At 57.5% G+C, this 26,232-nt stretch carries 20 protein-coding genes; all 20 read left to right on the top strand.

The window, feature by feature from the left end; translation table 11 throughout:
- Window position 1 precedes the first annotated feature (1 nt).
- The 20 genes from ACYZTX_RS01025 (at window position 2) to ACYZTX_RS00930 (ending at window position 26,208) form a co-directional block, all read left to right on the top strand.
- On the top strand, window positions 2-202 hold the full coding sequence (locus ACYZTX_RS01025; protein WP_462032587.1) for a hypothetical protein: 201 nt from the start codon (window positions 2-4) through the stop codon (window positions 200-202).
- Window positions 203-293: 91 nt separating this feature from the next.
- Complete coding sequence (tssF, locus tag ACYZTX_RS01020) at window positions 294-2,081, top strand: type VI secretion system baseplate subunit TssF (protein ID WP_462032586.1); 1,788 nt, start codon at window positions 294-296, stop codon at window positions 2,079-2,081.
- Window positions 2,045-3,052, top strand: a complete 1,008-nt coding sequence (gene tssG / locus ACYZTX_RS01015; protein ID WP_462032585.1) for a type VI secretion system baseplate subunit TssG — start codon at window positions 2,045-2,047, stop codon at window positions 3,050-3,052. The genes tssF and tssG overlap by 37 nt, the downstream gene beginning before the upstream one ends.
- Before the next feature lie 13 nt (window positions 3,053-3,065).
- Window positions 3,066-5,714 (top strand): type VI secretion system ATPase TssH, encoded by a 2,649-nt coding sequence (tssH, locus tag ACYZTX_RS01010; protein ID WP_462032584.1) that lies wholly within the window; start codon window positions 3,066-3,068, stop codon window positions 5,712-5,714.
- Window positions 5,715-5,724: 10 nt separating this feature from the next.
- Complete coding sequence (locus tag ACYZTX_RS01005) at window positions 5,725-7,245, top strand: sigma-54 interaction domain-containing protein (protein WP_462032583.1); 1,521 nt, start codon at window positions 5,725-5,727, stop codon at window positions 7,243-7,245.
- Window positions 7,246-7,338: 93 nt separating this feature from the next.
- Entirely contained in the window at window positions 7,339-7,479 is a 141-nt protein-coding gene (locus ACYZTX_RS01000; RefSeq protein ID WP_008030659.1) for a hypothetical protein, read from the top strand.
- 17 nt (window positions 7,480-7,496) lie between these two features.
- Window positions 7,497-8,693, top strand: a complete 1,197-nt coding sequence (gene tagH / locus ACYZTX_RS00995) for a type VI secretion system-associated FHA domain protein TagH (protein WP_462032582.1) — start codon at window positions 7,497-7,499, stop codon at window positions 8,691-8,693.
- A 5-nt stretch (window positions 8,694-8,698) separates the two neighbouring features.
- The gene (tssJ, locus tag ACYZTX_RS00990; protein ID WP_461967241.1) at window positions 8,699-9,199 is read left to right on the top strand and encodes a type VI secretion system lipoprotein TssJ; all 501 of its coding nucleotides are present in this window, start codon (window positions 8,699-8,701) and stop codon (window positions 9,197-9,199) included.
- A gap of 2 nt (window positions 9,200-9,201) precedes the next feature.
- Entirely contained in the window at window positions 9,202-10,533 is a 1,332-nt protein-coding gene (gene tssK / locus ACYZTX_RS00985) for a type VI secretion system baseplate subunit TssK (protein ID WP_462032581.1), read from the top strand.
- A 5-nt stretch (window positions 10,534-10,538) separates the two neighbouring features.
- Window positions 10,539-11,414, top strand: a complete 876-nt coding sequence (gene icmH, locus ACYZTX_RS00980) for a type IVB secretion system protein IcmH/DotU (protein ID WP_462032580.1) — start codon at window positions 10,539-10,541, stop codon at window positions 11,412-11,414.
- 13 nt (window positions 11,415-11,427) lie between these two features.
- Window positions 11,428-14,967: a type VI secretion system membrane subunit TssM gene (gene tssM / locus ACYZTX_RS00975; protein WP_462032579.1), complete on the top strand. Its 3,540-nt coding sequence runs from the start codon at window positions 11,428-11,430 to the stop codon at window positions 14,965-14,967.
- The gene (locus tag ACYZTX_RS00970) at window positions 14,967-15,695 is read left to right on the top strand and encodes a PP2C family protein-serine/threonine phosphatase (protein ID WP_462032578.1); all 729 of its coding nucleotides are present in this window, start codon (window positions 14,967-14,969) and stop codon (window positions 15,693-15,695) included. Before tssM ends, ACYZTX_RS00970 begins: the two co-directional genes overlap by 1 nt.
- Window positions 15,692-16,708: a serine/threonine-protein kinase gene (locus ACYZTX_RS00965; RefSeq protein WP_462032577.1), complete on the top strand. Its 1,017-nt coding sequence runs from the start codon at window positions 15,692-15,694 to the stop codon at window positions 16,706-16,708. Before ACYZTX_RS00970 ends, ACYZTX_RS00965 begins: the two co-directional genes overlap by 4 nt.
- A 28-nt stretch (window positions 16,709-16,736) precedes the next feature.
- A complete protein-coding gene (locus tag ACYZTX_RS00960) occupies window positions 16,737-18,773 on the top strand; it encodes a type VI secretion system Vgr family protein (protein ID WP_462032576.1) in 2,037 nt (678 codons plus the stop codon).
- Window positions 18,774-18,784: 11 nt separating this feature from the next.
- Window positions 18,785-19,777 carry an SEL1-like repeat protein gene (locus ACYZTX_RS00955; protein WP_462032575.1) on the top strand — a complete coding sequence of 331 codons (993 nt, stop codon included), beginning with the start codon at window positions 18,785-18,787 and terminating at the stop codon, window positions 19,775-19,777.
- Between the two features lie 15 nt (window positions 19,778-19,792).
- The gene (locus tag ACYZTX_RS00950) at window positions 19,793-22,942 is read left to right on the top strand and encodes a hypothetical protein (protein ID WP_462032574.1); all 3,150 of its coding nucleotides are present in this window, start codon (window positions 19,793-19,795) and stop codon (window positions 22,940-22,942) included.
- Window positions 22,939-24,039: a tetratricopeptide repeat protein gene (locus tag ACYZTX_RS00945; RefSeq protein WP_462032573.1), complete on the top strand. Its 1,101-nt coding sequence runs from the start codon at window positions 22,939-22,941 to the stop codon at window positions 24,037-24,039. The genes ACYZTX_RS00950 and ACYZTX_RS00945 overlap by 4 nt, the downstream gene beginning before the upstream one ends.
- A gap of 280 nt (window positions 24,040-24,319) precedes the next feature.
- Window positions 24,320-24,727, top strand: a complete 408-nt coding sequence (locus tag ACYZTX_RS00940) for a hypothetical protein (protein ID WP_462032572.1) — start codon at window positions 24,320-24,322, stop codon at window positions 24,725-24,727.
- Window positions 24,728-25,030: 303 nt separating this feature from the next.
- The gene (locus ACYZTX_RS00935) at window positions 25,031-25,378 is read left to right on the top strand and encodes an XAC2610-related protein (protein ID WP_462032571.1); all 348 of its coding nucleotides are present in this window, start codon (window positions 25,031-25,033) and stop codon (window positions 25,376-25,378) included.
- Window positions 25,379-25,419: 41 nt separating this feature from the next.
- On the top strand, window positions 25,420-26,208 hold the full coding sequence (locus ACYZTX_RS00930) for a lysozyme inhibitor LprI family protein (RefSeq protein WP_462032570.1): 789 nt from the start codon (window positions 25,420-25,422) through the stop codon (window positions 26,206-26,208).
- The last annotated feature ends 24 nt before the right edge of the window (window positions 26,209-26,232 follow it).

Genomic DNA, 26,232 nt, shown 5'->3' with positions numbered 1-26,232 from the left:
TATGGAAGGTTACTTTGCCGGTATGGTAGATAATGACTACTTCGGTGTGCTGGCGGTTTTCTGTTTTTTTGTTGGTGTTGCCGGACTTATTCCAAGTGTTAGGGAAACAAGGCTTCACAAGGTGTTGAATTTTATTTGTGTTATGGCCATTCCAGTTATGTTTGCGATGGGTGTCTACTATTTGACGCACTCCAGTGTTTGATTTTTTATTCAAGACACTCCGTTTCTGCTGGGTGAATTGAATGTTTCGATTTTCACAACTTTTTGCAAAACCGACAAACAGGTAACCCCTCGTGTCCTTTAACCACTACTACCAAAGCGAACTCACCGCACTTCGCCAGTTAGGTCGTCGATTCGCCGAGCGTAGCCCGGCGTTGGCGCCTTTCCTCGGGCAAGCCGGGCGGGATCCGGACGTGGAGCGGTTACTTGAGGGTTTCGCCTTCCTGACCGGGCGCCTGCGTCAGAAGCTCGACGATGAATTGCCGGAGCTCAGTCATTCGCTGATGCATCTGCTGTGGCCCAACTACATGCGGCCGCTGCCGGCGTTCAGCATTTTGCAGTTCGATCCGTTGAAGCGTTCGGGACCTGCATTGATGGTTGAGCGCGACACGCCGGTGGAGAGCGTGCCAATCGATGACGTGCGGTGTCGCTTCCGCACCTGCTACCCGACCGAAGTCTTGCCGCTGGACCTGGCCGCGCTGAATTACTCGGTGAAAGGCGACGGTTCGCTGTTGAGTCTGCGTTTGGAGATGAGCGCGGACGGTCACCTTGGTGAGTTGGAACTGAGCCGTCTACGTTTGCACTTTGCCGGTGAGCGTTACATCAGCCAGATGCTTTACCTGAGCCTGCTGCGCAACCTGGAAGGTATCGAACTGGTCCCGCTGGACTGTGCCGGCAAACCGATCAACGGCGTCAACGGCACACCGATGGCGTTCAAGATGCCTGGCGACCGCGTGCAGCCGGTGGGTTTTGCCGAAGAAGAAGCGTTGATCCCGTATCCGCTGAACACCTTCCGTGGCTATCGCTACCTGCAGGAATACTTCGCCTTCCAGGACAAGTTCCTCTTCGTTGATATCAACGGTCTGGACCTGCTCAAGGCACTGCCGGAAGACACTCTCAAACAGGTGCGCGGCCTGGAATTGCGCTTCGACATTCGCAAGAGCGGCATCCAGCGTCTGCGTCCGACCCTGGACAACGTGAAGCTCTACTGCACGCCGATCGTCAATCTGTTCAAACACGATGCGTTGCCGATCCGCCTCGACGGCAAGCAGGACGAATACCTGCTGCTGCCGGCCGAATTCGGTCTGGAAAACTGCGGCGTGTTTTCCGTGGAAACCGTCACCGGCTGGAAGCCCGGCGGCCTTGGTTATCAAGAGTACGTGCCGTTCGAATCGTTCGAGCACGACCCGAGTTTCGACGTGCCCAACAGCCGTCCGCACTACAGCATCCGCCAGCGTTCGTCCTCGTTGCACGACGGCCTCGACACTTACTTGAGCTTCGGCATTCGCCACACCGAAGCCCACGAAACCCTGTCGATCGAGCTGATCTGCACCAACCAGAACCTGCCGCGCAAGCTCAAGCTCGGCGACATCAGCCAGGCCTGTGAAGAGACGCCGGAGTTCCTGAGTTTCCGCAACATCACCCCGGCCACTCCCAGTTATGCGCCGCCGCTGAACCGTGACTTCCTCTGGAAGCTGATCAGCAACATGTCGCTTAACTATCTGTCGCTGGCTGACGTCAATGCGTTGAAGGTAATTCTCGAAACCTACGACCTGCCGCGCTACTACGACCAACACGCGGAAAAAGTCAGTAAACGCCTGCTGGGCGGGCTCAAGTCAATCAAGCACCAACACGTCGACCGATTACACCGAGGGTTGCCGGTACGCGGGTTGCGCACCGAGCTGACCATCGACCCGGAAGGGTATATCGGCGAGGGCGACCTGTTCGTTTTCGCTTCGGTTCTCAACGAGTTTTTCGCGCTTTACGCCAGTCTCAATTCGTACCACGAGTTGCGAGTAAAAAGCACACAGGGAGAGGTGTACCAATGGACACCACGTATGGGTCTGCAACCCCTGCTTTAAGCGGGCTGACCCGGGTAATACGCGAGTACTCGCTGTTTCAGGCCGTGCTGCTGGTGGTTGACCGGTTGCGCGAGGCGCACCCGTACCTGAGCGAAGACGATCTGTACGACCAGCTGGAATTCCAGGCCAATCCGAGCCTGGGTTTCCCCGGCAGTGATGTCGATCGCGTGGAGTTTTTCGAAGAGCACGGGCAGATGCGTGCGCGTTTGCGTTTCAACCTGATCGGCCTGGTCGGTTCCGGTTCGCCGTTGCCAGCGTTCTACGGCGAACAGGCCTTGGGCGACAGCGAAGACGGAAATCCGACCCGCCACTTTCTCGACCTGTTCCACCATCGCCTGCAGCGGCTGATGCTGCCGATCTGGCGCAAGTACCGCTACCGCGCGAGCTTCCAGAGCGGCGCCCTCGACCCGTTTTCCTCGCAACTGTTTGCGTTGATCGGCCTCGGCGGCGAGGAGATCCGCAAGGCCCAGGAGCTGAACTGGAAACGCCTGCTGCCGTACCTCGGTTTGCTCAGTTTGCGGGCGCACTCGGCGGCGCTGATCGAAGCGGTGCTGCGTTACTACTTCAAACACGCCGAGCTGACCATCGAGCAGTGCATCGAGCGCCGCGTCGAAATTCTCGACGAGCAGCGCAATCGCTTGGGCCGCGCCAACAGCCTGCTTGGCGAAGACCTGGTGCTGGGCGAACACGTACGCGACCGCAGCGGCAAATTCCGCATTCACATCCGTGAGCTCGACTGGCAACGCTTTCACGAATTCCTGCCGATCGGTTTCGGCTACCAGCCGCTCTGCGCGCTGGTGCGGTTCACCCTGCGTGACCCGCTCGATTACGACATTCGCCTGGTCCTGCGCCAGGAAGAAATCCGCGAACTGCGCATCGGTGAGCAGAACGCTTGTCGCCTGGGATGGACCAGTTGGCTCGGCCGCGAAAAAGCGGACGGCGTGGTGACTCTGGGCAGCAAAATTCATTAAGGACGTGAGACCTATGATCAACGTAGACCTGCAACAACTTATCCAGGCGCTGGACGCCGAAACCCGTCGTGATCTGGAAAGTTCGGCCGAACGCTGCGTCGCCCGTGGCGGCAGCAAGATCCTCGTCGAAGACTTGTTGCTGGGCTTGCTGGAGCGCCCGCAAGGCCTGCTCGCACGCGCGCTGCAAGACGCCGACGTCGATGCCGGTGAACTGAGCGCCGCGCTGCAATCGCGGGTCGAGCACAGCGCTTCGCGCAACCCGGTGTTCGCCCCGGAACTGGTGCAGTGGCTGCAAGACGCCTTGCTCGTGGCCAACCTTGAGCTGGGCCAGAGCCAGGTCGAGCAAGCCGCGTTGATCCTCGCGTTGCTGCGCAATCCGATGCGCTACGCCGGCAGCCGCTACCAGTCGTTGCTGGCCAAGCTGAACATCGAACGCCTGAAAGAATTCGCCCTGTCGCAGAAAGAACAACCGGCCACGGGTAAACCGGCTGTGCCCGGCGAATCGCTGCTGCAGCGCTTCACCCACAACCTGACCCAACAGGCCCGCGACGGCAAACTCGACCCGGTGCTGTGCCGCGATGGCGCGATCCGCCAGATGATCGACATCCTTGCCCGTCGCCGCAAAAACAACCCGATTGTGGTCGGTGAAGCCGGCGTCGGTAAAACCGCCATCGTCGAAGGCCTGGCCTCGCGCATCGCTGCGGGTGAAGTGCCGCAAGTTTTGAAAGGCGTCGAGCTGCTGTCGCTGGACATGGGCCTGTTGCAGGCGGGCGCGAGCGTCAAAGGTGAGTTCGAGCGTCGCCTCAAAGGCGTGATCGATGAAGTCAAAGCCTCGCCGAAACCGATCATCATCTTCATCGACGAAGCCCACACGCTGATCGGCGCTGGCGGCAACGCTGGCGGCTCCGATGCAGCCAACCTGCTCAAGCCTGCCTTGGCTCGCGGCGAGTTGCGCACCATCGCCGCCACCACCTGGGCGGAGTACAAAAAATACTTCGAAAAAGACCCGGCCCTGGCCCGTCGTTTCCAGCCGGTGCAACTGCACGAACCGACCGTCAGCGAAGCGGTGACCATCCTCCGTGGCCTGGCTCAGGTTTACGAGAAGAGCCACGGCATCTACCTGCGCGATGACGCCGTGGTTGCGGCGGCCGAGCTGTCCGCTCGCTACCTCGCAGGCCGTCAGCTGCCGGACAAAGCCGTCGACGTGCTCGACACCGCGTGCGCCCGCGTGCGCATCAGCCTCGCCGCCGCGCCGGAAAGCCTGGAGCGTCTGCGTGGCGAATTGGCCGAAGGTGGCCGTCAGCGTCAGGCCCTGCGCCGTGATGCTGAAGCCGGTCTGTTGATCGATCACGAAGCGCTGGACGTGTTGGAAGATCGCCTGGCCGCGGCTGAAGACGAAAGGGTCGCGCTGGAAGCGCTCTGGACCGAACAGAAAGAACTGGCCGAGCGCCTGCTGGACCTGCGTCAGCAATTGGCCAAGGCACGCGAAGCCGCCGCCGTCGAGCCAACCGTCACGGTTGAAGAAGACGCCGAAGGCACCGTGATCGAGACGCTCGCGGTTGATGAAGCGCAAAGCGTCGCATCCCTGGAAGCTGCGCTGAACGAAACCCACAGCGCCCTCACCAATGCTCAGGTCAAAGAGCGTCTGGTGAGCTTCGAAGTGTGCCCGCGTCTGGTGGCCGAAGTGATCAGCGCCTGGACCGGCGTGCCGCTGGCGCAACTGGCCCGCGAGCACAACGCCAAAGTCGCGAGCTTCGCCACCGACTTGCGCACGCGCATCCGTGGTCAGGAACAAGCGGTTCACGCACTGGATCGCTCGATGCGCGCTACCGCTGCCGGTCTGAACAAACCCGATGCGCCGGTGGGCGTGTTCCTGCTAGTCGGCCCGAGCGGCGTCGGCAAGACCGAAACCGCGTTGGCCTTGGCGGACTTGCTGTACGGCGGTGATCGTTTCATCACCACCATCAACATGTCCGAGTTCCAGGAGAAACACACCGTCTCGCGCCTGATCGGTGCGCCACCGGGCTACGTGGGTTACGGCGAGGGCGGCATGCTCACCGAAGCGGTGCGCCAAAAGCCTTACTCCGTCATCCTGCTCGATGAAGTCGAGAAAGCCGACCCGGACGTGCTCAACCTGTTCTACCAAATCTTTGACAAAGGTGTGGCCAACGACGGCGAAGGGCGCGAGATCGACTTCCGCAACACGCTGATCCTGATGACTTCGAACCTGGGCAGCGACCGCATCAGCGAGCTCTGCGAAAACGGCGCACGCCCATCGGCCGAAGTCCTCGAAGAAACCATTCGCCCGGTCCTCAGCAAGCACTTCAAGCCGGCACTGCTGGCGCGGATGCGCGTAGTGCCTTACTACCCGGTTGGCGGCCCAGTGCTGCGCGAGCTGATCGAAATCAAACTCGGTCGTTTGGGCGAGCGCCTGAACCGCCGTCAGCTGGATTTCACCTACTCGCAAGACCTCGTCGATCATCTGGCCGAACGCTGCACCCAGAGCGACAGCGGCGCGCGCCTGATCGACCATTTGCTCGACCTGCACGTGCTGCCGCTGGTGGCTGACCGCTTGCTCGATGCGATGGCGACAGGCGAAAGCCTCAAGCGTGTCCACGCGACGCTCGACGGCAACGCCAGCGTGACCTGCGAGTTCGCCTGAGGTGGGTGTGATGTTCACTCAAGTGCCGCAACCGCTGGTCTATGCCGAAGCCTTGCTGGCGCAGTTCGCCAGCTTGTCGCGGGCGGCGGACGGTGCTGCGCTGCTGGGTGACTTCGTGCGCGGGTTGGCCGTGCTCAGCGGTTGTGAGCTGACTCAGTTGTACCTGCTGGACGCGACCCACACGTGCCTGGGAATGAACGCCGAGTGCCTGAACGGGATTCTGCAGCCTCGGGAAGCGGCGAGCCTGCCGGCGGATTACAACGGTGAACAACTGCTGCAATTCGCCCTGTGCCAGAACCGTGCGGTGTGCCTCAGCGAGCTGAGCGGCAGCCTGCACGAAACCAGTTTTCTGCCGCCTCAGGTCACGCCTTGGCAGTCGCTGTTGTGCGTGCCGCTGGTCAATCAGCAGAAGGCCGTCGAAGGCTTGCTGCTGTGTGCCAGCCGTCGGCACATCGACCTGCAAGGCTTCGCCGATTCCCTCGGTCAACTGGGCTCGTTCGTCCTTGGCCAACTGCATTTGCTGCAGCGTTTGCGTCAGCCGACCGGTGATGCACGACCGGCGAAGGTCAGCGTCCCGAGTGCCAGCGGCTATGGCTTGATCGGCAAGAGTTCGGCCATGCGCCAGACCTATTCGCTGATCAGCAAAGTGCTGCACAGCCCCTACACCGTGCTGCTGCGCGGCGAAACCGGCACCGGCAAGGAAGTGGTTGCGCGGGCGATACACGATTGCGGCCCACGACGCTCCCAGGCGTTCATCGTGCAGAACTGCGCGGCGTTCCCCGAGAACCTGTTGGAAAGCGAACTGTTCGGCTACCGCAAAGGTGCGTTCACCGGCGCTGATCGTGATCGCGCCGGCCTGTTCGACGCGGCCAACGGCGGCACCTTGCTGCTGGATGAAATCGGCGACATGCCGCTGTCCCTGCAAGCCAAGCTGTTGCGGGTTCTGCAGGAAGGCGAGATCCGCCCGCTGGGTTCCAACGACACCCACAAGATCGACGTGCGCATCATCGCCGCGACTCACCGGGATTTGTCGGTGCTGGTCAGCGAAGGCAAATTCCGCGAGGACTTGTACTACCGCCTCGCGCAATTCCCGATCGAGTTGCCGGCCTTGCGTCAGCGCGAAGGCGACATCCTCGACCTCGCCCGACACTTCGCCGACAAGGCTTGCTCGTTCTTGCAGCGAGATGCGGTGTGCTGGTCCGATGCGGCGCTGGATCACCTGTCCGGTTATGCCTTCCCCGGCAACGTGCGTGAACTCAAAGGCCTGGTCGAACGCGCGGTATTGCTGTGCGAGGGCGGCGAATTATTGGCCGAGCATTTCTCTCTGCGCATGGAAGCCATGCCGGAAGACAGCAGCGGCCTGAACCTGCGCGAGCGCCTGGAGCAGGTTGAGCGCAGCCTGCTGCTCGATTGCCTGCGCAAAAACGACGGCAACCAGACCCTCGCGGCCCGCGAACTCGGTCTGCCACGCCGCACGCTGCTGTACCGCCTCGGGCGCCTGAATATCAACCTCGGTGATTTCGATGGCTAGGCAAAAGACCGTCGACTTCACCGCATCCGCTTTTAATAGCACCGCCCAAACGGGTCGGTGCTTTGTACTTTGTCTACCCCTGGAGACCCTCTGATGTCTGTTCGTCACTGGCAAGCCGTCCTGCTGACCCTCGTCGTTCTATGCGGCCTCGGCGGCTGCAGCGGCAATTACAAATTCAACGACAACACCTATCGCCCATTGGGTGATCCGCAGGCGGTCAATCGCGGCAAGTGACCGCAAGGAGTATCACCATGGAACTGGTTTTCGAAATGCTGAACACCAAGCAGTTCGTGCCCACGGATTTGTGCCAGAAGACCTTCAAGCAGGCCGGCGGCGTGATTGGCCGGGGCGAGGATTGCGACTGGATCATTCCGGACCGCAAGCGTCACCTGTCCAACCACCACGCGTTGATCAGCTACCGCGAAGGCACGTTTTTCCTGACCGACACCAGCAGCAACGGTATCCAGGACAGCGAAAGCGGCGCGCGCCTGCGCAAGGGCGAAGCGATGCGCATCGAGCACGGCAGCGTCTACGTGCTGGGTGATTTCGAGATCCGTGCGAGACTGGTACGCGACCCGGCGACCTTCGACGTCGAAGTCGGCCGTCCGCAAGCGGCGGGCAGCATCATTCCGGACGACGCATTTCTCGACCTCGACCCGTTGAACGCCCTCGATCAGCAAGAGCGCGTGTACTCGGAAATCGACGAATTGATCTCCCCGAGCACCACCATCGAGGACTCTCGTCAGCGCGCCGACTACGCACGCATCGACATGGAAAGCCTGATGGTCCCGGAGCTGATCAATGCCCCGGCAGAGCCAGCACCCGCGCCACCGCCGAAAGCGGTCGAGCGTCAGAGTGAAGGTTTCTGGGAGCACTTCGGTGCGGCGCTGGGCGTGGACCTCAGAGGCCTCGACCACGACGCCCGCGAAGCCCTGGCGTTGAACGCTGCACGCCTGCTCAAGCAAAGCGTCGGCGGTTTGCAGCAGAGCCTGCGCACCCGCAGCGAACTGAAAAACGAACTGCGTCTGGCCCAGACCACCGTGCAAGGCGCCCACAAAAACCCGTTGAAATTCGCCGTCGATGCCGGTGAAGCGCTGGGCATTCTGTTGCAGCCGAACAAACCGGGTCAGTTGCCGGCCGAGCAGGCGATCTCCCGTGCGTTCCGCGATTTGCAGGCGCATCAGGTCGCCCTGTTGACCGCTAGCCGCGCTGCCGTTCGCGGCACGTTGGAGCATTTCTCGCCACAGCAATTGACCCTGCGTTTCGAGCGCGACAATAAGCCACTGCTCGCCACGTCCGGCAGCCGCTGGAGAGCTTACGGTCGTTATCACCAGGCCCTGCGTCAGGACGATGACTGGAGCGAGCGCCTGCTGGCCCGCGACTTTGCCCAGGCCTACGAAGAACAGATCCGCCTGATTTCCACCCTTCACACCGACCACCAAGGATGATGCGCATGTCTCGCTGCTCGACCGCTTTTTTCAAGACGCTGACTGCGCTCACCGCCCTGGTGCTACTGGCCGGCTGCTCGTCGCTGTCGCCGTATTCCCACGTCACCAAACTCAACCTGAAGCTGACCGCCAGCGATCAGCTGAACCCGGACCTCAACGGGCGTCCGTCGCCAATCGTTGTGCGTCTGTTTGAGCTCAAGCACCCGGTGACGTTCGAGAACGCTGACTTCTTCAGCCTGTACGAGCGCGCCAAGGAATCCCTGGCCCCGGACCTGGTGGCCAGCGAAGAAATCGAGCTGCGCCCGGGCGAAACCGTGGAGATGAAACTCAGCGTGGAGAAGGGCAGTCGTTACGTCGGCATCCTCGCCGCCTACCGCGATCTGCCGGAAACCAAATGGCGTTACACGGTGCAAATCACCCCGGTGGAAGTCACCAACGCTGATCTGACCCTCGACCAGGCGGGTATCCGCAACAGCAACGAAACGCTCGCCAAGGCGGATGACTGATCATGAATTCCCACAAAGTCATTTGGCAGGAAGGCATGCTGCTGCGCCCGCAGCACTTCCAGCACAACGATCGCTACTACGACCACCAGATGAAGACCCGCACTCAGTTGCTGGGCAGCTACACCTGGGGCTTCCTGAACCTGGACATCGACTTGCAGTTCCTCAACATGGGCAAACTGGTGATCAGCCAGGCCTCGGGGATTCTGCCGGACGGCAGCCTGTTCGAACTCGGCGGCAACACCGAGCCGCTGGCCCTCGACGTGCCGCCGAACACCGGTAACACGCCGATCTACCTGGCACTACCACTGGTCACCGGCAACCACATCGAGTCGCGCCGTCCGGAGCAATCCGACGTGTTGGCGCGCTTTACCGCGTACGAAGCGGAAGTCGCCGACTCCAACGCCGGCGACGACTCTGCCAGCCAGGTCAGCTGCGGCCGTCCGGACTTCAAACTGTTGCTCGGCGAGCAGCAGAGCGATCAGGCCTACGTGAAACTGAAGGTCTGCGAAGTGCTGGACACCACGCCCGACGGCGTGATCAGCCTCGACCCGGACTTCGTCCCGACCTTCCTCCAGGCGCATTCGTCCAGCTACTTGCTGTCGTGTCTCAAAGAAGTCATCAGCATGCTCGGCCACCGGGGCGACACCATCGCCGAGCGCATCCGTTCCAACGGCAAAGTCGGTGGCGCGGAAGTCGGTGACTTCATGATGCTGCAACTGATCAACCGCACCGAACTGTTGTTGCGCCACTACCTCGGTCTGGAACAGGTTCACCCGGAAGAGTTGTACCGCACGCTGCTGACCATGCTCGGCGACTTGGCGACCTTCTCCAGCGACAGCAAACGCCCGCGTCTGGACAGCCGTTACCAGCACAGCGACCAGGGCGCGAGCTTTCGCAAACTGATGGAAGCGATTCGTCAGGTGCTGTCGATGGTGCTCGAACAGCACGCCATCGAACTGGTGCTGCAAGCGCGTCAGTACGGGATCATCGTCTCGCCGTTGCACGACCACAAACTGCTGGGCTCGGCCTCGTTCGTGCTCGCTGCCAGTGCCAACTGCGACTCCGAAGAACTGCGCCATCGCTTGCCGGCGCACCTCAAGGTCGGCCCGGTGGAGCGCATCCGCCAACTGGTCAACCTGCATCTGCCGGGCATCAAGGTCAAACCGTTGCCGGTGGCCCCGCGGCAGATCGCGTTCCACTCCAACAAAACCTATTTCATTCTCGAACTCAGTTCCGAAGACCTGGCGCAACTCGAGCGCTCCGGCGGCTTCGCGTTCCACGTGTCCGGCGAATTTGCCGAGCTTGAACTGAAATTCTGGGCCATCAGGAACTGACCGACATGATCAAGGACATGGAACACAACCAGGACGATAAAACCGTCCTGCTCGACCGTCAGGGCCACGGCCCGGCGCAGAGTCCGCTGACAGATTTCGCCGCACCGCCGCGTTTTGAACAGCTCGAAGAACGGATGATCTACGCCGCGCGTTTGCGTCCGGCCGAAGCATTCAACATCAGTCTCAATTCGCTGGTGGCCGCAGCGTCCGACCTGTTGTCGGAAGTGGTGCGACTCAAGCACAGCGACACCCGCGAAGACATGTACGCGCTCAACGAGCGACTGACCGCCGGGTTGAAACTGTTTGAAGTGCGTGCGCTGCACAACGGCGCCGAAAGCAGCCAGGTGATGGCTGCGCGTTACGTGCTCTGCACCGTGGTCGACGAAGCCGTCGTGACCACGCCGTGGGGCAACGAAAGCGAGTGGTCGCAGATGAGCCTGCTCAGCAGCTTCCACAACGAAACCTTCGGCGGCGAGAAGTTTTTCCAGCTGCTGGATCGCCTGTCGAAAAACCCGGTCAAGCACCTGCCGATGCTGGAGCTGATGTACCTGTGCCTGTCGCTGGGCTTCGAGGGCAAGTACCGCGTGCAAGCCCGCGGCATGCTCGAACTCGAAGGCATCCGCGACGCCTTGTATCGCCAGATTCGTCAATTGCGCGGTGACGTGCCGCGCGAACTGTCGCCGCATTGGGAAGGCTTGAACGATCAGCGCCGCAGCCTGGTGCGCATCGTGCCGGCGTGGATGGTGGTGCTGTTCACCGTGGTTTGCCTGGTGGTGATGTATTCGGGCTTCGCCTGGGTATTGGGCGAGCAACGCGAAACCGTTCTGCAACCTTATCAGCAGCTAGATCCGGCCGCGGTTCAGCCGCCGTCGCAGCCGTAAACAGGGACGTGTGATGAAAAAGTTTTTCAAGAAAGTCGGCGCATTCTTGCGCAAGACCTGGGTCTGGACCTTGCTGGTGGTGCTGTTTGTCGCGCTGCTGGTGTGGTTCGTCGGGCCGCTGCTGGCGGTCAATGACTACAAGTTATGGGAAGGTTCGACCTCCCGCCTGCTGACCATCAGTGTGCTGTTCCTGATCTGGGGCCTGACCATGGTCTTCGTCAGCTGGCGCGCTGGCGTACGCAAGAAAGCCATCGAAGACACTGAAGACGGCCAGGATCGTATTCGCCGTGAAGAGCTGATCGACGAAGAGCAGAAAGAACTTCGCGTGCGCTTCAAGGATGCGTTGAAAACCCTGAAGACTTCGAGCCTGTATCGCGGTCGCAGCGAACGCTGGCGCAGTGATTTGCCCTGGTACTTGCTGATCGGTCCACAGGGCAGCGGCAAGACCAGTCTTCTGGACTTCTCGGGCCTTGAGTTTCCGATCAACAAGATCGACCGCAAACTGACCCGCGACACCCTCGGCACCCGTCATTGCGATTGGTACTTCGCTGACCACGGCGTGCTGATCGACACCGCTGGCCGCTACCTGACCCAGCCGGATGCCGAAGTCGATGGCAGCGCCTGGAGCACCTTGCTCGACCTGCTGCGCAAGCGTCGTCGCAACCGCCCGTTGAACGGCGTGCTGGTGACCATCCCGGTTGAACTGCTGCTGGGCAACACCGAGCAAGACCTCGACACCCTGGCTCGTCAGGTGCGTGCGCGTCTGCAAGACGTGCATCAGAAACTGCACGTCGATGTGCCGGTTTATCTGGTGCTGAGCAAGGCGGACAAGCTGCTCGGTTTCGACGAGTTCTTCGATCAACTGACCCGCGAAGAAAGCGATCAGGTGCTCGGCACCAGCTTCCGCAAAGAGCAGAGCGGCACCGACGTCGCCGTCCTGCGCAGCGAATTCGAAGAGCTGCTGCGTCGCCTGAACAGCCAGGTCATCATGCGCATGCACCAGGAGCGCGACACCCAGCGCCGTGGCCGCATTCTCGACTTCCCGCATCAACTGGGGCAGATCGGCGAGCGCCTGTGCCTGTTCGTCGACATGGCGTTCACCGGCAACCGCTACCAGCGTGTCAGCCAGTTGCGCGGTTTCTACCTGACCAGCGCACCGCACCTGACTCAAGAGATGGACCAGACCACCGCCAACATTGGCGCCAATCTGGGGATGAACGCCGGCATGCTGCCGACCTTGCGCAGCGGCCGTTCGCGGTTCATCCACCATTTGCTCAGCCGGGTGATTTTCCCGGAGGCCGACCTGGCCGGTCTGGACAAGCGCGAACGCAGCCGCATCCATTGGGGCCAGCGCGCCTTGTACGTCGGCGCTTTGGCGGCACTGGCGCTGTTCGGCATGCTGTGGGCGGGCGGATTCTCGGCCAACTACGAGCGTCTGGAAAACCTGCGTAACCTGGCACAAAACTGGACTCAACAGCGCTCGGCCCTGACCGCGCGTGATGACTCCATGGCGGTGCTAAAGACCCTCGACACCCGCTTCGCGGCGACTCAGGTCTTCCCGAAAAAAGGTGACGTGTCGTACCACGAGCGTGGCGGTCTGTACCAAGGTGAAGACGTCAATCCAGTGGTCAAGGACGCCTACGAGCGTGAGCTTGAAGCGCAACTGCTGCCACGGGTCGCGACGCTGCTGGAAGGGCAGATCCGCGCCAACATGAAGGACCGCGAACGCCTGCTCAACAGCCTGCGCGCGTACCTGATGTTGAACATGAAGGATCGTCGCGATGCGGCGTGGCTCAAGGATTGGGTCGCCACTGACTGGTCCCAACGTTACGCCGGCAACACCGCCGTGCAGAACGGTTTGAACACGCACTTCGAGCGCTTGCTCAAGCAGCCGTTTATCTACCCGCTGAACGATCAACTGGTGGCGCAAGCGCGTCAGGTGCTGCGCAGCGAGTCGCTGGCCAACGTGGTTTACCGGATGCTGCGCGAGCAGGCTCGCAACCTGCCGGAATACCGCTTGAGCCAACACATCGGCCCGCAGGCTTCGCTGTTTGTTGGCGCCGATTACGTGATTCCGGGGTTCTACACCCAACAGGGTTATCAGCAGTATTTCTCGATTCAGGGCAGTGCGCTGGTCACCGACATCCTGCGTGATAACTGGGTGCTGGGTGAAGGCGCGGGCATCAGCGGCATGGACCTTCGTCGCTTGATGGTCGAGCTGGAGCAACTGTACTTCCGCGACTACGCCAACTTCTGGAGTGAAGCGGTCGGCCAGGTTGCGTTGCCACCGATCAACGATGCGGGCGAGGGCGCCGAGCAATTGGCGGGCCTTACATCCGCCAATTCCCCAGTGCTGCAACTGCTGGTGGAAGTGCGTGAGAACACCCGTTTCCCGGCAGAAGCCGAACCGGTTGATCAAGCGGCTGATGCCGCTGCAGCGCTGGGAGAGCAGAAGGGCAAGTTGGGCAAGCTGGGCAAACTGGCGTCTGCCGCAGCGGACCAAGCCTCGGACATGGCCGCGACCAAGAACCTGCCGGACACCGCGAAGAAATCCCTGCAACGTCGCTTCGAACCGTTGCACCGTTTACTGGATGACAACAATGGCCCGGCCGCTGATTTGACCCCGGCACTCGCGGCGCTCAACGACCTGCAACTGCAACTGGCGAGCCTGGCGCGTGCCAGTTCCCCGGATCAGGCCGCGTTCGAAATGGCCAAGACCCGCATGAGCGGCCAGCGTGATGCGCTGAGCGCCCTGCGCAATGCTTCGAATCGCCTGCCGCGTCCGGTCAGCGTGTGGTTCAACGTGTTGGCCGAAGACACCTGGCGTCTGGTGCTGAACGATTCCTACCAGTACCTGAACCAGCGTTATCAGAGCGAGCTGTACAGCTTCTATGGCAAGGCGATCAACAAGCGGTATCCGTTCAGCGCCCACAGCACCAGCGACGTGGCGATCAGCGACTTCCGCGAGTTCTTCAAGGCCCAAGGCATCAACGACCGCTTCTTCGAGACCTACATGCGTCCGTTCGTCAGTGGAGATCCCGGGAACTACCGCATGCGCAGCATCGATGGTCACAGCCTGCCGGTGTCCAAGGTCTACCTCGACCAGATGGCCGCAGCACAAGTGATTCGCCAGAGCTTCTTCTCGATCAATCCGGCCGAGCCACAAGTGCAATTCAAACTGGAGCCGTACACCCTCGACCCTGCGGTCAGCCGTTCCGAGTTCAAGTTTGGCGACAAGACCATCGAATACCGTCACGGTCCGATCGTGCCGGTGTCGTTCAAATGGCCGACCGATGCTGAAGACGGTCGCACCAGCCTGGTCCTCGACAAAATGGCCGGCCGCCCGATCGGCATCGAAAAGAACACCGGCCCTTGGTCGCTGTTCCGTCTGTTCGACCTGATGCAGACCGAGTACCTGAGCGGTCGCGATGTGCTGGTGCTCAAAGCTGACGTAGGCGGCCTGCGCGCCAACTACTTGCTGTCGAGCCAGCGCACGCCGAACCCGTTCGACATGGGCGTGCTGCGTACCTTCCGTATGCCGGTGCAGCTCTGATGCTGGTTGCCAGTCCCTGGCGCAGCGCTGCGCGTACCGATCCGGGCAAGGTTCGGGCGCGCAACGAAGATGCTTTTCTGGACTGTCCACAGCAGGGTCTGTGGGTGGTCGCGGACGGCATGGGCGGTCATCAGGGTGGCGACATCGCCAGTCAGTTGATCGTCGCCAGCCTGGCGGAATTGCCGGTGCAAGACGACTTCGACGAACGACTCAAGGGCGTACGCCAGTGCCTGCACTGGTTGAATCGCCGCTTGGGTCAGGAGTTGACCGTCACCGCCGGGCGCCATGACAGCATCATGGGCAGCACCGTAGTGGCGCTGCTCGTAGAAGGTAATCGCGCGGCCTGCATCTGGGCCGGCGACAGCCGTTGCTACCTGTGGCGTGGCCAGCGTTTGTATCAGCTGTCCAAGGACCATTCGCTGCAACAGCAACTGATCGACGAGCAAAACATGAGCGTCGAAGACGCCCGTGCGCATCCTTCGGCCCATGCCCTGACCCGTGCGGTCGGGGCTGCCGAGCAGCTGACCTTGGACGTGCTCGAACTCGAGGTTTACCCCGGCGATGCGTTTCTGTTGTGCAGCGACGGTTTGTACCAAGGGCTCAGCAGCGATGCCTTGGGCAACGCCCTGAGCCTGACCGCGCCGCACGTAGCGCTGGAGCGTCTGTTCGACGGCGCTTTGCGTGGCTCGGCCCGGGACAACCTGACTGCTGTGGTGATCCGAAAATGACTGAACTCATGCCGCCGCTCGACGACCTGCTGGTGACCGACGAGGAAGCCAATAACCTGACTTACTTTGCGTTCGCCACGCCTCTAAATGGAAAGCCGCACAAGGCTGAACCCGCGCTGGCGCCGACCAAGGCCAGCATCGGCGAAATGCCCGACGTGTTGGCAGGCCGTTATTGCATCGAGCGCCTGCTCGGTGCCGGTGGCATGGGCGCGGTTTACCGTGCACGGGATCTGCTGAGCGAGCAGTTCGGCGATCCCGACCCTTACATCGCGCTGAAAATCCTCAGCGAAGAATTTGCCGAATCGCCGGACGCCAGTGCCTTGCTCTACAGCGAGTTCGCCCTGACCCGACGCCTGCGCCACGACAACGTGCTGCGTTTGCACAGCTTTGAAGTGGACACCGACTGCCAGCGGGCCTTCATCACCATGGAACTCATGCGTGGGCTGACCCTGGATAAATTACTCTGCGAGCGGCCGCTGGGCCTACCGTGGAAAGAACTGCGCGACATCGCGCTGCCGCTGCTCGACGCGCTGGCCTTCGCCCACGCTCGCGGCGTGCTGCACGGTGACATGAAGCCGAGCAACGTCATGCTCAGCGAAGAAGGCGTGCGCCTGTTCGACTTCGGTCTGGGCCAGGCCGAGGAGGGCATCTTGCCCGGCCTGCCACACCTGAGCCGCAACCGCTTCAACGCCTGGACCCCCGGCTACGCCGCCCCCGAACTGCTCGAAGGCCAACCACTGTCGGCCAGTGCGGATGTCTACGGCGTGGCCTGCGTGTTGTACGAATTGGCGGGCGGCAAACACCCGTTCCGCCGCTTGCCCTCGACCGAGGCCCGCGACGGGCACCTCGAACGCGAACTGCACGCTCCACGGAACCTACCGAAACACTGCTGGCCAGTCCTGCGAACGGCGCTGGCTTTCGATGCGGCTAAGCGCACCATCACCGCCGCCCAATTGCGTGACGCCTTGGGCGCCACTTCGTCTTTGCTGCAACGCCTGCGACTGCGGGCGTAACGGATGACTACCGAACAGGGAGCAAGCAATGTTCAACCTCGCTAACGAAACCCACTTCAGCCTGACCGTCGAAGACTACGTGGGCGACCTGCAAGTGCTGTCGTTCACCGGCACCGAAGGCATCAGCCAGCCGTATCGCTTCGACCTGGAACTGGTCAGCGAAAACCCCGATCTGGACCTGGAAAAACTCCTGCACAAGCAGGCATTCCTCGCGTTCGATCCGCAAGGCAGTGGCATTCACGGCCAAATCTACCGCGTCGCCCAAGGCGATGCCGGCAAACGCCTGACCCGCTACAAAGTGTCGCTGGTGCCGCAACTGCAATACCTGCATCACCGCACCAACCAGCGCATTTACCAGCAGATGTCCGCACCGAAAATCATCACGCTGATCCTCGATGAACACGGCATCAAAGGCAACGCCTACAGCTTCCAGCTCAGCCAGCCGTGCCCGGACCGCGACTACTGCGTGCAGTACGACGAAACCGACCTGCACTTCATCCAGCGCCTGTGCGAAGAAGAAGGCATTCACTACCACTTCCAGCACAGCGAAAAAGCCCATTTGCTGGTGTTCGGCGACGACCAGACCGTGTTCCCGAAACTCGGGCAGCCAACGGCGTATGTGCAAGGCAGCGGCATGGTCGCCGATGAACCGGTGATCAAAGGCTTCAAACTGCGCCTCGAAACCCGCACCGGCCGCGTTACGCGCCGCGACTACGATTTCGAAAAACCGCGTCTGCAACTTGAATCCGCTTACAAACCCGACGGCGAAAGCACCGAGCCAGACCTCGAAGACTACGACTACCCCGGCCGCTTCCTCGACCGCGCGCGCGGCAAATTCCTCAGCCAGCGCGCCCTCGAACGCCACCGCGCCGACTACCGCCAGGCCGAAGGCCACGGTGACCAGACCCGATTGATCAGCGGCCACTTCCTGGAACTCTCCGACCACCCGCGCACCGAGTGGAACGACCTCTGGCTGCTTACCGAAATCTTCCACGAAGGCAAACAACCGCAAGTCCTCGAAGAGTCGGTGACCAGCGACACCACCGACAACAAAGACGACTTCCACCAGGGCTACCGCAACCGCTTCCTCGCCACGCCCTGGGACGTGTTCTACCGCCCGGCGCTGCAACACCCGAAACCCCGCGTCCTCGGCAGCCAGACCGCCATGGTCACCGGTCCCAAAGGTGAAGAAATCCACTGCGACCAGTACGGCCGCATCAAAGTGCAATTCCACTGGGACCGCGAAGGCCTGGCCGACGACAAAACCAGCTGCTGGATGCGCGTTTCATCGAGCTGGGCCGGCGACCGCTACGGCGCCATCGCCATCCCGCGCATCGGCATGGAAGTGCTGGTGACCTTCCTTGAAGGGGATCCCGATCAGCCCGTCGTCACCGGCTGCCTGTACCACAAGGAAAACCTCGTCCCCTACGACCTGCCGGCGAACAAAACCCGCAGCGTGTTCAAAACCCTCAGCTCACCGGGGGGCGGCGGGTACAACGAACTGCGGATTGAAGACAAGAAAGGTGCGGAGCAGATCTACATCCATGCCCAGCGGGATTGGGATGAAAACATTGAGCATGATCAGAAGATTCGCGTCGGCAATGAGCGGCATGACACGGTGGAGAAGAACACTTACACCGAGCTGAAGGCTGAGGAACATCGGACCACGATTGCTGATCGCAAGACTGAAGCGCGGATGGATGATCACCTGACGATTGGGCAGAACCAGCATGTGAAGTTGGGGACTGCGCAGCTGACTAGTGTTGGGAAAGAGATTCATCTGAAGGCTGGGGCGAAGATTGTCATCGAAGCCGGGATGGAGCTGACAGTAAAAGCAGGTGGCAGCTTCATCAAGCTCGATGCCGGCGGGATTACCGTGGTTGGGCCGGTGATCAAAATCAACGCTGGCGGTTCGGCGGGGAGTGGGACCGGGATTGGCATCAAGCCACCAGTGCTGCCGGGGGCGGCGGATCAGGATAAGGCGGGGAGTTTGATGGATCAGGCGTTGTTGAATGCGCCGCCTGAGAAGGTTAAGCCGAAGGCTTTTTTTGTGTTTTCTGAGTGATGAGTGTCGAGATGACTAAGAACAATCGAGTTCTGCATTTCAGTTTGAAATGGTTGGTGCTGCTGGCTTTCGGAATGAGCTCGGGTGCCTTCGCGGCGCAATGCCCGAGTAATGACTTCGCCGGTTTCGTGAAAGAATTCTCGGCCAAGCCTGAGGTGCAGCAAGCGTTTACTGCCTCGCCAGTGGTTGAGCAAACGGTAGTCGCCACTGGGTCCAAGCCGCGAGTAGTGCAGAAGCAATTGAAGGCGTTAGATGCTCAATCGTCGGCGATGCTTTCTCCAGACAACATCGAGAAGACTGAGTTGAGCATGAAAGTTCAGTTACCGAATTTGGTCTTCGTGCGTGATCACAAAGGTGAGGTCCTGAAGATATTCGCCTTTAAACACAGTGACTGCTGGACGTTGACTCGTGTTGAAGACTGGTCGCTTGAGAAGGTGCTGGATGCTCAAGATGCGAAGCTGAATGCAGGTGCTCGCGCGCTGAAACGTGGCGCGCTTTACAACCAACTAGGCATCGATACTGAGTCGTCCTCGTCCGCTCAGCTGTACATCTCGGCGCTGGATAGCTATTTGGACGGTGCTGAACAGGGCTCCGCAGAAGCGGCCTTCGCCGCTGCGGCAATCAGTTTGTCCGGACAGGCGCCGCGATTGGAGAACGCAAGAACTCTAGAACTACTTGTCACCGCATCGAAGAGTGTGCCGGAAGCTGGTTTGGCGCTGGCTGATTTCTATTGTGATGAAGGTAATTACGAAGAGACGCGAGCCTGTGTGAATCCAGAGAAATCATTGAATGCACTTGTGGAGTCGGCACGTTTGGGGTCTGCGGCGGCATTGATCCAGTTAGGGGGCGCCTACGAAACAGGTGTCATTGTCCCCAGCGATTTGCCCCGAGCCTTGGCTTGTTACAAAGAGGCCGAGAAGAACGATCACGAGGCAGGGCCGCAAGGAGTCGAGCGGCTTACCACTCAAGGCATCGTTGCCAATAACTCAATTAATTGCCTTTAAAGCAGGACGCTACCGATGAGCACAGGATTACTCGAGCAACGGGTTAACTACCCGAACACCGGATATGAATACGGTTATGGCGATAGCGGAAACGTAGATGCTGATAGCGATGGTCGTAAGGAAATCGATTGCTCACACCTGCTGAATCGCATGCTTCGCGACGCGGGTTACAACATTCCTTATAGAGCGACCGGAGCGTTAGCGACAGATACCACACATTTTGATGTGATCGCGCTCAACGATGTCCAGCCGGGTGATATTGCACTATGGACGACGCTGGGCCACACCGGCGTAATCGAAGAAATGGACGCCAACCACACCAAAGGTAAATTCTTCGGCTCGCAAACTTCGACCGGCCCTAAGTCCGCAAAATACGGCGCAGGTAGCGGTTACTGGCCCATGCCGAACAAATATTTGCGACCCAAGGCTCAATACCGAAGTGGAGCGCAGTCAGCGGCAGCGCCCGCTCCAGCGCCTGCTGCACCGGCTCCAGCGCCTGCAGGTTCGGCGCTGATGAGTTTCCAGTTTCCTTTTAGGAAGGCGGATGGCAAACAATTCACTGGCGCGGACGAAGTCTATGAAGCCCTCGAAGGAGAGTCATCGGGTCATTATCTTCTAGGTAGCAACAAGTTTTGGCACGGTGGCATTCATATCTCCGATAAGAGCGCCCCGCAGTGCGTACTGAATGAGCCGGTGCGTTGCATGGCCGATGGCGAGGTTGTGGCTTACCGCCTGAATCAGGATTACCTACAATCGACGTTTGGTGACAACGAAAAAAAGCTGAAGTACTCCAATTCCTTCTGTCTGGTTCGTCATGAGTACAAATCGGCACCCAATCCCGAAGAGGGGCCGAACAAAGGCAAACAGAACAAGTTGAATTTCTACAGCCTGTACATGCACCTGTTGCCGTATGACCGCTATCCGTTATCTCCGGAAGAAACACCAAAGCCCATGGTCACCATGAAGGTGAGTGACTTTAAGGCGTACGACATCGCGCCCGTGCCAGGCGTAACAGCGGAACCGTACGGAAAGCTAGTCAATGGCACTAAATTGGAAATCCTTGGTACAGCCGAAAATGGCAACGTTACCTATGCCAAAGGCAAGATTCTTTCTGGAAGTGTGAAGGAAGGGGTAACGAAAAAACGTGATGTTGGGGATGAAGTCTGGTTCGCTTACTTAAAGGACGGCGCGCCTTACAAGAACGCTGCGCATGCCCAAATATGGGTTGCAGATCCGACTCCGGAACGGGCCAGACCGAATTACTGGCAAGGAAAGGTAAAAGCATCAGTGGTCGACAAATTACCACTTTATGCTGAGCCGGCGAACCCGAGCAACGGACAGTCTTCCGGCGCTCTGATGGGGTCTATGGAGCTGGTCATGAACAGCGTCATAGAGTTCGACAGCAAAGAGGTTGTAAACCTCACGCTGGATGGCGCCACAAGACGTATGGCCAAATGCACGATGCTGACTGGCGGTTTGCGGGCAGGGGGAACTGTTCCTCCGACCTTCTGGGCATGCGTTGAAAACGAGTTACCCAAAAAAGTGTTGAGATGGGACTCGGTGACACCGACGAGCTTTGAATCGGTCATTGCGACGGGAACCGGTATCAAAGCAGGTGACCCGATCGGTTACCTGGGACAATCCGAAAACCTCACCGGCGAAGACGGTGGCGTAACAAGTAAATATCAGGCACATGTCGAGATTTTTACCGCTGAAGCGGACGTTCATGATTTTCTTAAAAACCTCGCCGGCTTGAAGATAGGCAAGCAGTATCTACACCTGGCGAGCGGAGTCGAGCTCAAGAAAAAAGCGCCGGCCACTGGTTCTACACCACTCAAGAAAGAGCACGCGGTTGACTTGAGCAAGGCTCCGGTCATCAAGGTTGGCGGTGAAGATTGGTACGACGTCAGCGTAGTCGAGGACGACCAGCCTGTTGCAGGGCTTATAAAAAAAGCAGGCGCGGAGATTATCACGCAGCACGATTGGCAGAAGTTGGGCTTCCAGATTGTCGAGGAAACAAACGCAGCAGCAGATGGATTTCTCGACCCTGAAAACATGCCGCAGTTTTTCAAGGACCTCTTCGCAAAAATTGATACAAACCACGATGGTGAAATCGATCCCGGCGAACTCGCTGAGGCGTTGAAGAACACAGACACAAGAGCACAATGGGCGAAATTTATTGCCCATCACCCCACTGAGTGGAAGGACAAAGCTGAGTCCGCTAAGTGGAGTAAGTTGGATCAGTTGTTGGGGATATCTCCAAAAACCTTGAAGCATGAAAAAGAAAGAATAAATAAATACGTGTTTTGGGAGGAGCTTTCTGGAAAGGCGACCATGGCGTCGGATGTGATTTGGCATTTTCATCCGATAGAGTTTGTCGGCGGATTTACATCCGCTGTTGCGGAACTTATATCGTACGATCAAATGAAGAAAATGTTTCCAGAGTCTTCGGAGGGTAAACGCGAAGAAGTTAGAGGGTTGTTTAATAAATATGCTGATCGTTTTGAAATAAATACAATTCCTAAGATTGCACAATTTTTCGCTCAAGTGAAGACTGAGGTGGGGAATGCTTTGGTTGGTAAGGTGGAGGATTTATGGTATTCCTCAGAGGCGCTAAGATCAAAGTTCGGGAGGTACTTTAACACGTACCCCACCGAGGCCGACCAGTACGGATATAAGCGCATCGAAATGGCGCAATATAATGCTCTTAGCCCTGCGGCGAAAAGTGCATACACTGTTCGTAAAGGTAAGGCTTATTCTCAATTTCCAAATGAAAATGAGATAGCCAAACGAATTTATTGCTGTTGCTCTACTCAGGGTAATTTTGTGTTAACCCCAGGTGGTTGTGCAGAAGGTATTAGCTATAAAGGTAAAGGGTTTATTCAGCTTACATGGAAGTCAAACTATAAGGCCGTAGAGGATCTACTGAAAGTGAAGTTGCCAGAGGAGACCATTGAGATGGTTGCCAATCCGGATCAACTGCTGGAGACGAAAATAGGTCTTTTATCAGCGATGGGTTTTTGGGAATTGAATAAGTTGAACGATCTTGTTGCACCTAATACCACATCCACGGATAAAATTACCGAAATTGTGAACAAGCATACCAATAGTTATGGTGAGCGACGGAATCACTTTACAGCTATATATCAGGAGATAGGGCAGTGAGCGTATTTGTCAAAAGTTTTCGCTTGTTAACGTTTGTGTTTTTGAGTAGTGGAAGTTTTTTTGTATGTGCTGCTCAAGTCGTTAATATGCCTGCAGCCTCGGAAATAGTTAAGGAGTTTGATGTTGTTTTAATTCCTGGTCTTAATGGTCAGAAATTTTTAATGTTAAAGGAGGAGTCCGGTAGTACGACCAGAAGCTTAATGTTGATAGCCGTTGTCGATGGTCAGCAATCTGTAATAGTTAAGGCGGCGTCTGCATTGCCATTGATAAAAAATTCATATTCTCCAGCTAGTTACGATGGGTTTGAGGTTGGTGTTTTAAATAACCCGAATAAAACGATCAGTGTCGTGGATGCACAGGCAGAGACAACGTTATTTAAGTATGGTTCGGCTAAGGCAGGCGACACTTTGTACCTGAATACAAAGGAGGAGGATAATACTAAATATAATTTCAATCTTCAGTTTCAGTATGACGCTCAGGCTGGAAAAATTATTATGAGCAGACTTCTTCTCGTGAATAATAATGAGTCCTGCGATAGATCGCTTGTGAGCGTCTATGCAGTACCTTCGAATATTTTGATGTCTAACCCACTCGAAACCTTCAGCGGGGCCGAAGCATTCGAGTATCTGAAGAAGCTTCATGTAGATGCTCAAAGTTCAGAGGGACAGCGTGAAAAACTCATGTCGGTGACTGTTGCTTCAAATTTCGATCAAGCGTTGGCGGCTTACAAAAAAGGGGATAAAGTAAAGTTTAAAGAGTACATGAGTTATCTAGTGTCGGATGGCGGGGAGGATGAGTCGTGTGCACCTGAAACTTATGTGGTCGAAAAGTATTATTACCCCGATATGGTAGGTTGGTCTAATGATCTTGGCTTCTTGTTTTCTGAGGCGGGTTATTATGGCGAGGCGATTGAATTATTAAAAAAGGTTGTTGCGGAAAATTCGGATAGAGTTGTTGCTTACCTGAATTTGGCGGATGCTTATTGGGGGGCGAATAATAAAGATTTGTCTGTCGAAAATTATAAAAAATACAGTGCGCTAATGCAGCAGTTAGGTAGGTCTGCAAAAATTCCGAAAAGGGTTGGTGAGCGTAGTTAAGAAATTCGTCATTACTGGAAGAAAAGATACAGATTTATTTAAGGTAGGTTAGCTATCGGTAAATAAATCTGTCCCCTTTTTTAGTTGGTCTAAGATTCAAGATGTGGCGATAGACTTAATATATAGGGGTGATTATACGGGGGGGTGCAAGGGCGCTTATTAAAGGCATGTGACTGATAATAATTTGTCCGCATTTTCAAACGTAATAAGTGATCAGTCAAAATGGTCAAATGTTCCAGCGCAGCGATTTGATGATCGTGTTGATTATCTGAGGTGAGATATGGGTTTTTCTAAGTTTTTTCCTGTGGTCTGTATCCTTTTCATAGGTGGGGCTGCCGCGGCCAACGATATCGGAGCTGTTTCTGAAGTCGGGACAGGTCGTGTGGGCACTCATGTCGTTAGGTATGTAAAGACGTTTAATGACAGCTGTCTTGAAGTTCAAGTTGTTAGTCCCGATAATAATTGGAAGATCCTATCTGCTTCGAATTTTTGTAGTTTTGAGGGCAAGTCTTTTGATTCGGATTATGCTGATGCTGGCTTCGAGGACATCTCTGTAAAAAATGATGGTGTTCATTTGACACTTAGTATCACGCCGCTTAGGCCAACCGGCGAGGAACGAAGATCATGTAACATTCCTGTCGAAGGAACCACTATCAAGGAATTGAAGTGCTCTGAAGCTAGTAAGTAATCGCCTTAAAAAGGACAGATTTATTTGTTTGGCAGCACTAGCTTTGAGCAAATAAATCTGGCTGATTGAGTGTTGCTGGAGAAGAGAATGGGGACAGATTTATTAAAGGCAGGTGTCTCCTTCTCCGACTTTTCCAAAAATTCGTAATTGCAGCTTTTTAAGGATGATTGGATGAATCGATTTTTCAATCGATCAGTACTGAGCGCTCTTTTGATTTTGCCTCTCGCTAATGCCATTCCCGCACTGGGTTCGACCGTTTCGCAGATTGCCACTTTTTAGCCAGTAGAAAAGGTTGAGGCTGTCGTGACACAAGACGGATCAACCTTTACCGTCAGCGTAAAAAGTGATGTCCTGGCTAAAACCAAGACAATTACTTTCGAGCTAAACGACCTGCATGTACAGATTGATGACTTCAACTTCGATGGCATGAAAGACTTTGCGGTCTGGCATGTCGATGACGGGATGGGTACCTACACCGTTCACAGGATTTTTGTTTACCAGCCTGAAGCAGGTTTCTTCAAGGAACTGACTCCAGCTTGTGGCGACGATTTCGCCAATCTGCGTGTAGAGCGCGACAAGAGAACTCTGCTCAGCACCTTCTGGGAAATGAATGAGCCAAAGCTCTGTGTCACCAGTTTTTCCCCAGATTAGGTTGCCTGGATTTCATCTGAATAGATCAAGGACAGAGGACAGTGAAACGCTTTTTTTTAGGGATTCTTTGTACGCTGACATGCCAAGCCGTTTTGCCGGTTTCAACGGCGCTTGCTCAGGATCAGTGCAACGAGATCACCAAAAGCCAACAAATTGATAAGTGCTCTGCGGCATCGAAGGCCACTGCTGATTCACGTTTGAATACGAGTTATCACCAACTGCTGGCGCGGCTCGAAACCCGGTATCAAGACAATCCCGAATTGGGGACAGCGTATGTGGTGAAGGTGAAAGAGTCGCAGCGTGCGTGGATTAAGCTGCGTGATGCGAATTGCCATCTTGAGGCGTTTGAGATTGAGCCCGGCAAGCCCGCTTATGTCACGACAGTGAACAGTTGCATCACGGGAATGAGCCGAGAGCGTTCGGTTTATCTGGACAAAGTTGCGCCTGACATTTCGGCTGGTTCAGCCGCTCAAACTGCTGACGTTGTCTGCCCATCCTCTGACTTCAACACTTTCCTCGCTTCCTTCTCTGAGAGTGCGGCTATTCAAAAGGTCTTCGTCCAACGCCCCCTTAGTTTTCTGGTGACTGTGGATGCTGAGCCCGAGCCGCAACAGGAAAAGCGTTCGCTGAGTGACGATCAGATCAAGTTTCCACTCGTGCCTGAGCGTGCGAAGCGAGAGGCTGAAGGTCTGATGCTAACCGTCAAAGAGCAGAGAGGGGATAAGGCGACGGCCATTTTGCAAAAGCCTGATACGGACTACGTGGTTGAGTATCGCTTCGAGCGTGGGCAATGCTGGATGCTTAGTGAAGTCTCGGATTTCGCACTGTAGAAATCTTTGGGAGCGCGCCAATGC

This window comes from Pseudomonas sp. MDT1-17, assembly GCF_054898105.1.
This window is presented reverse-complemented; position numbering and strand designations above follow the sequence as displayed.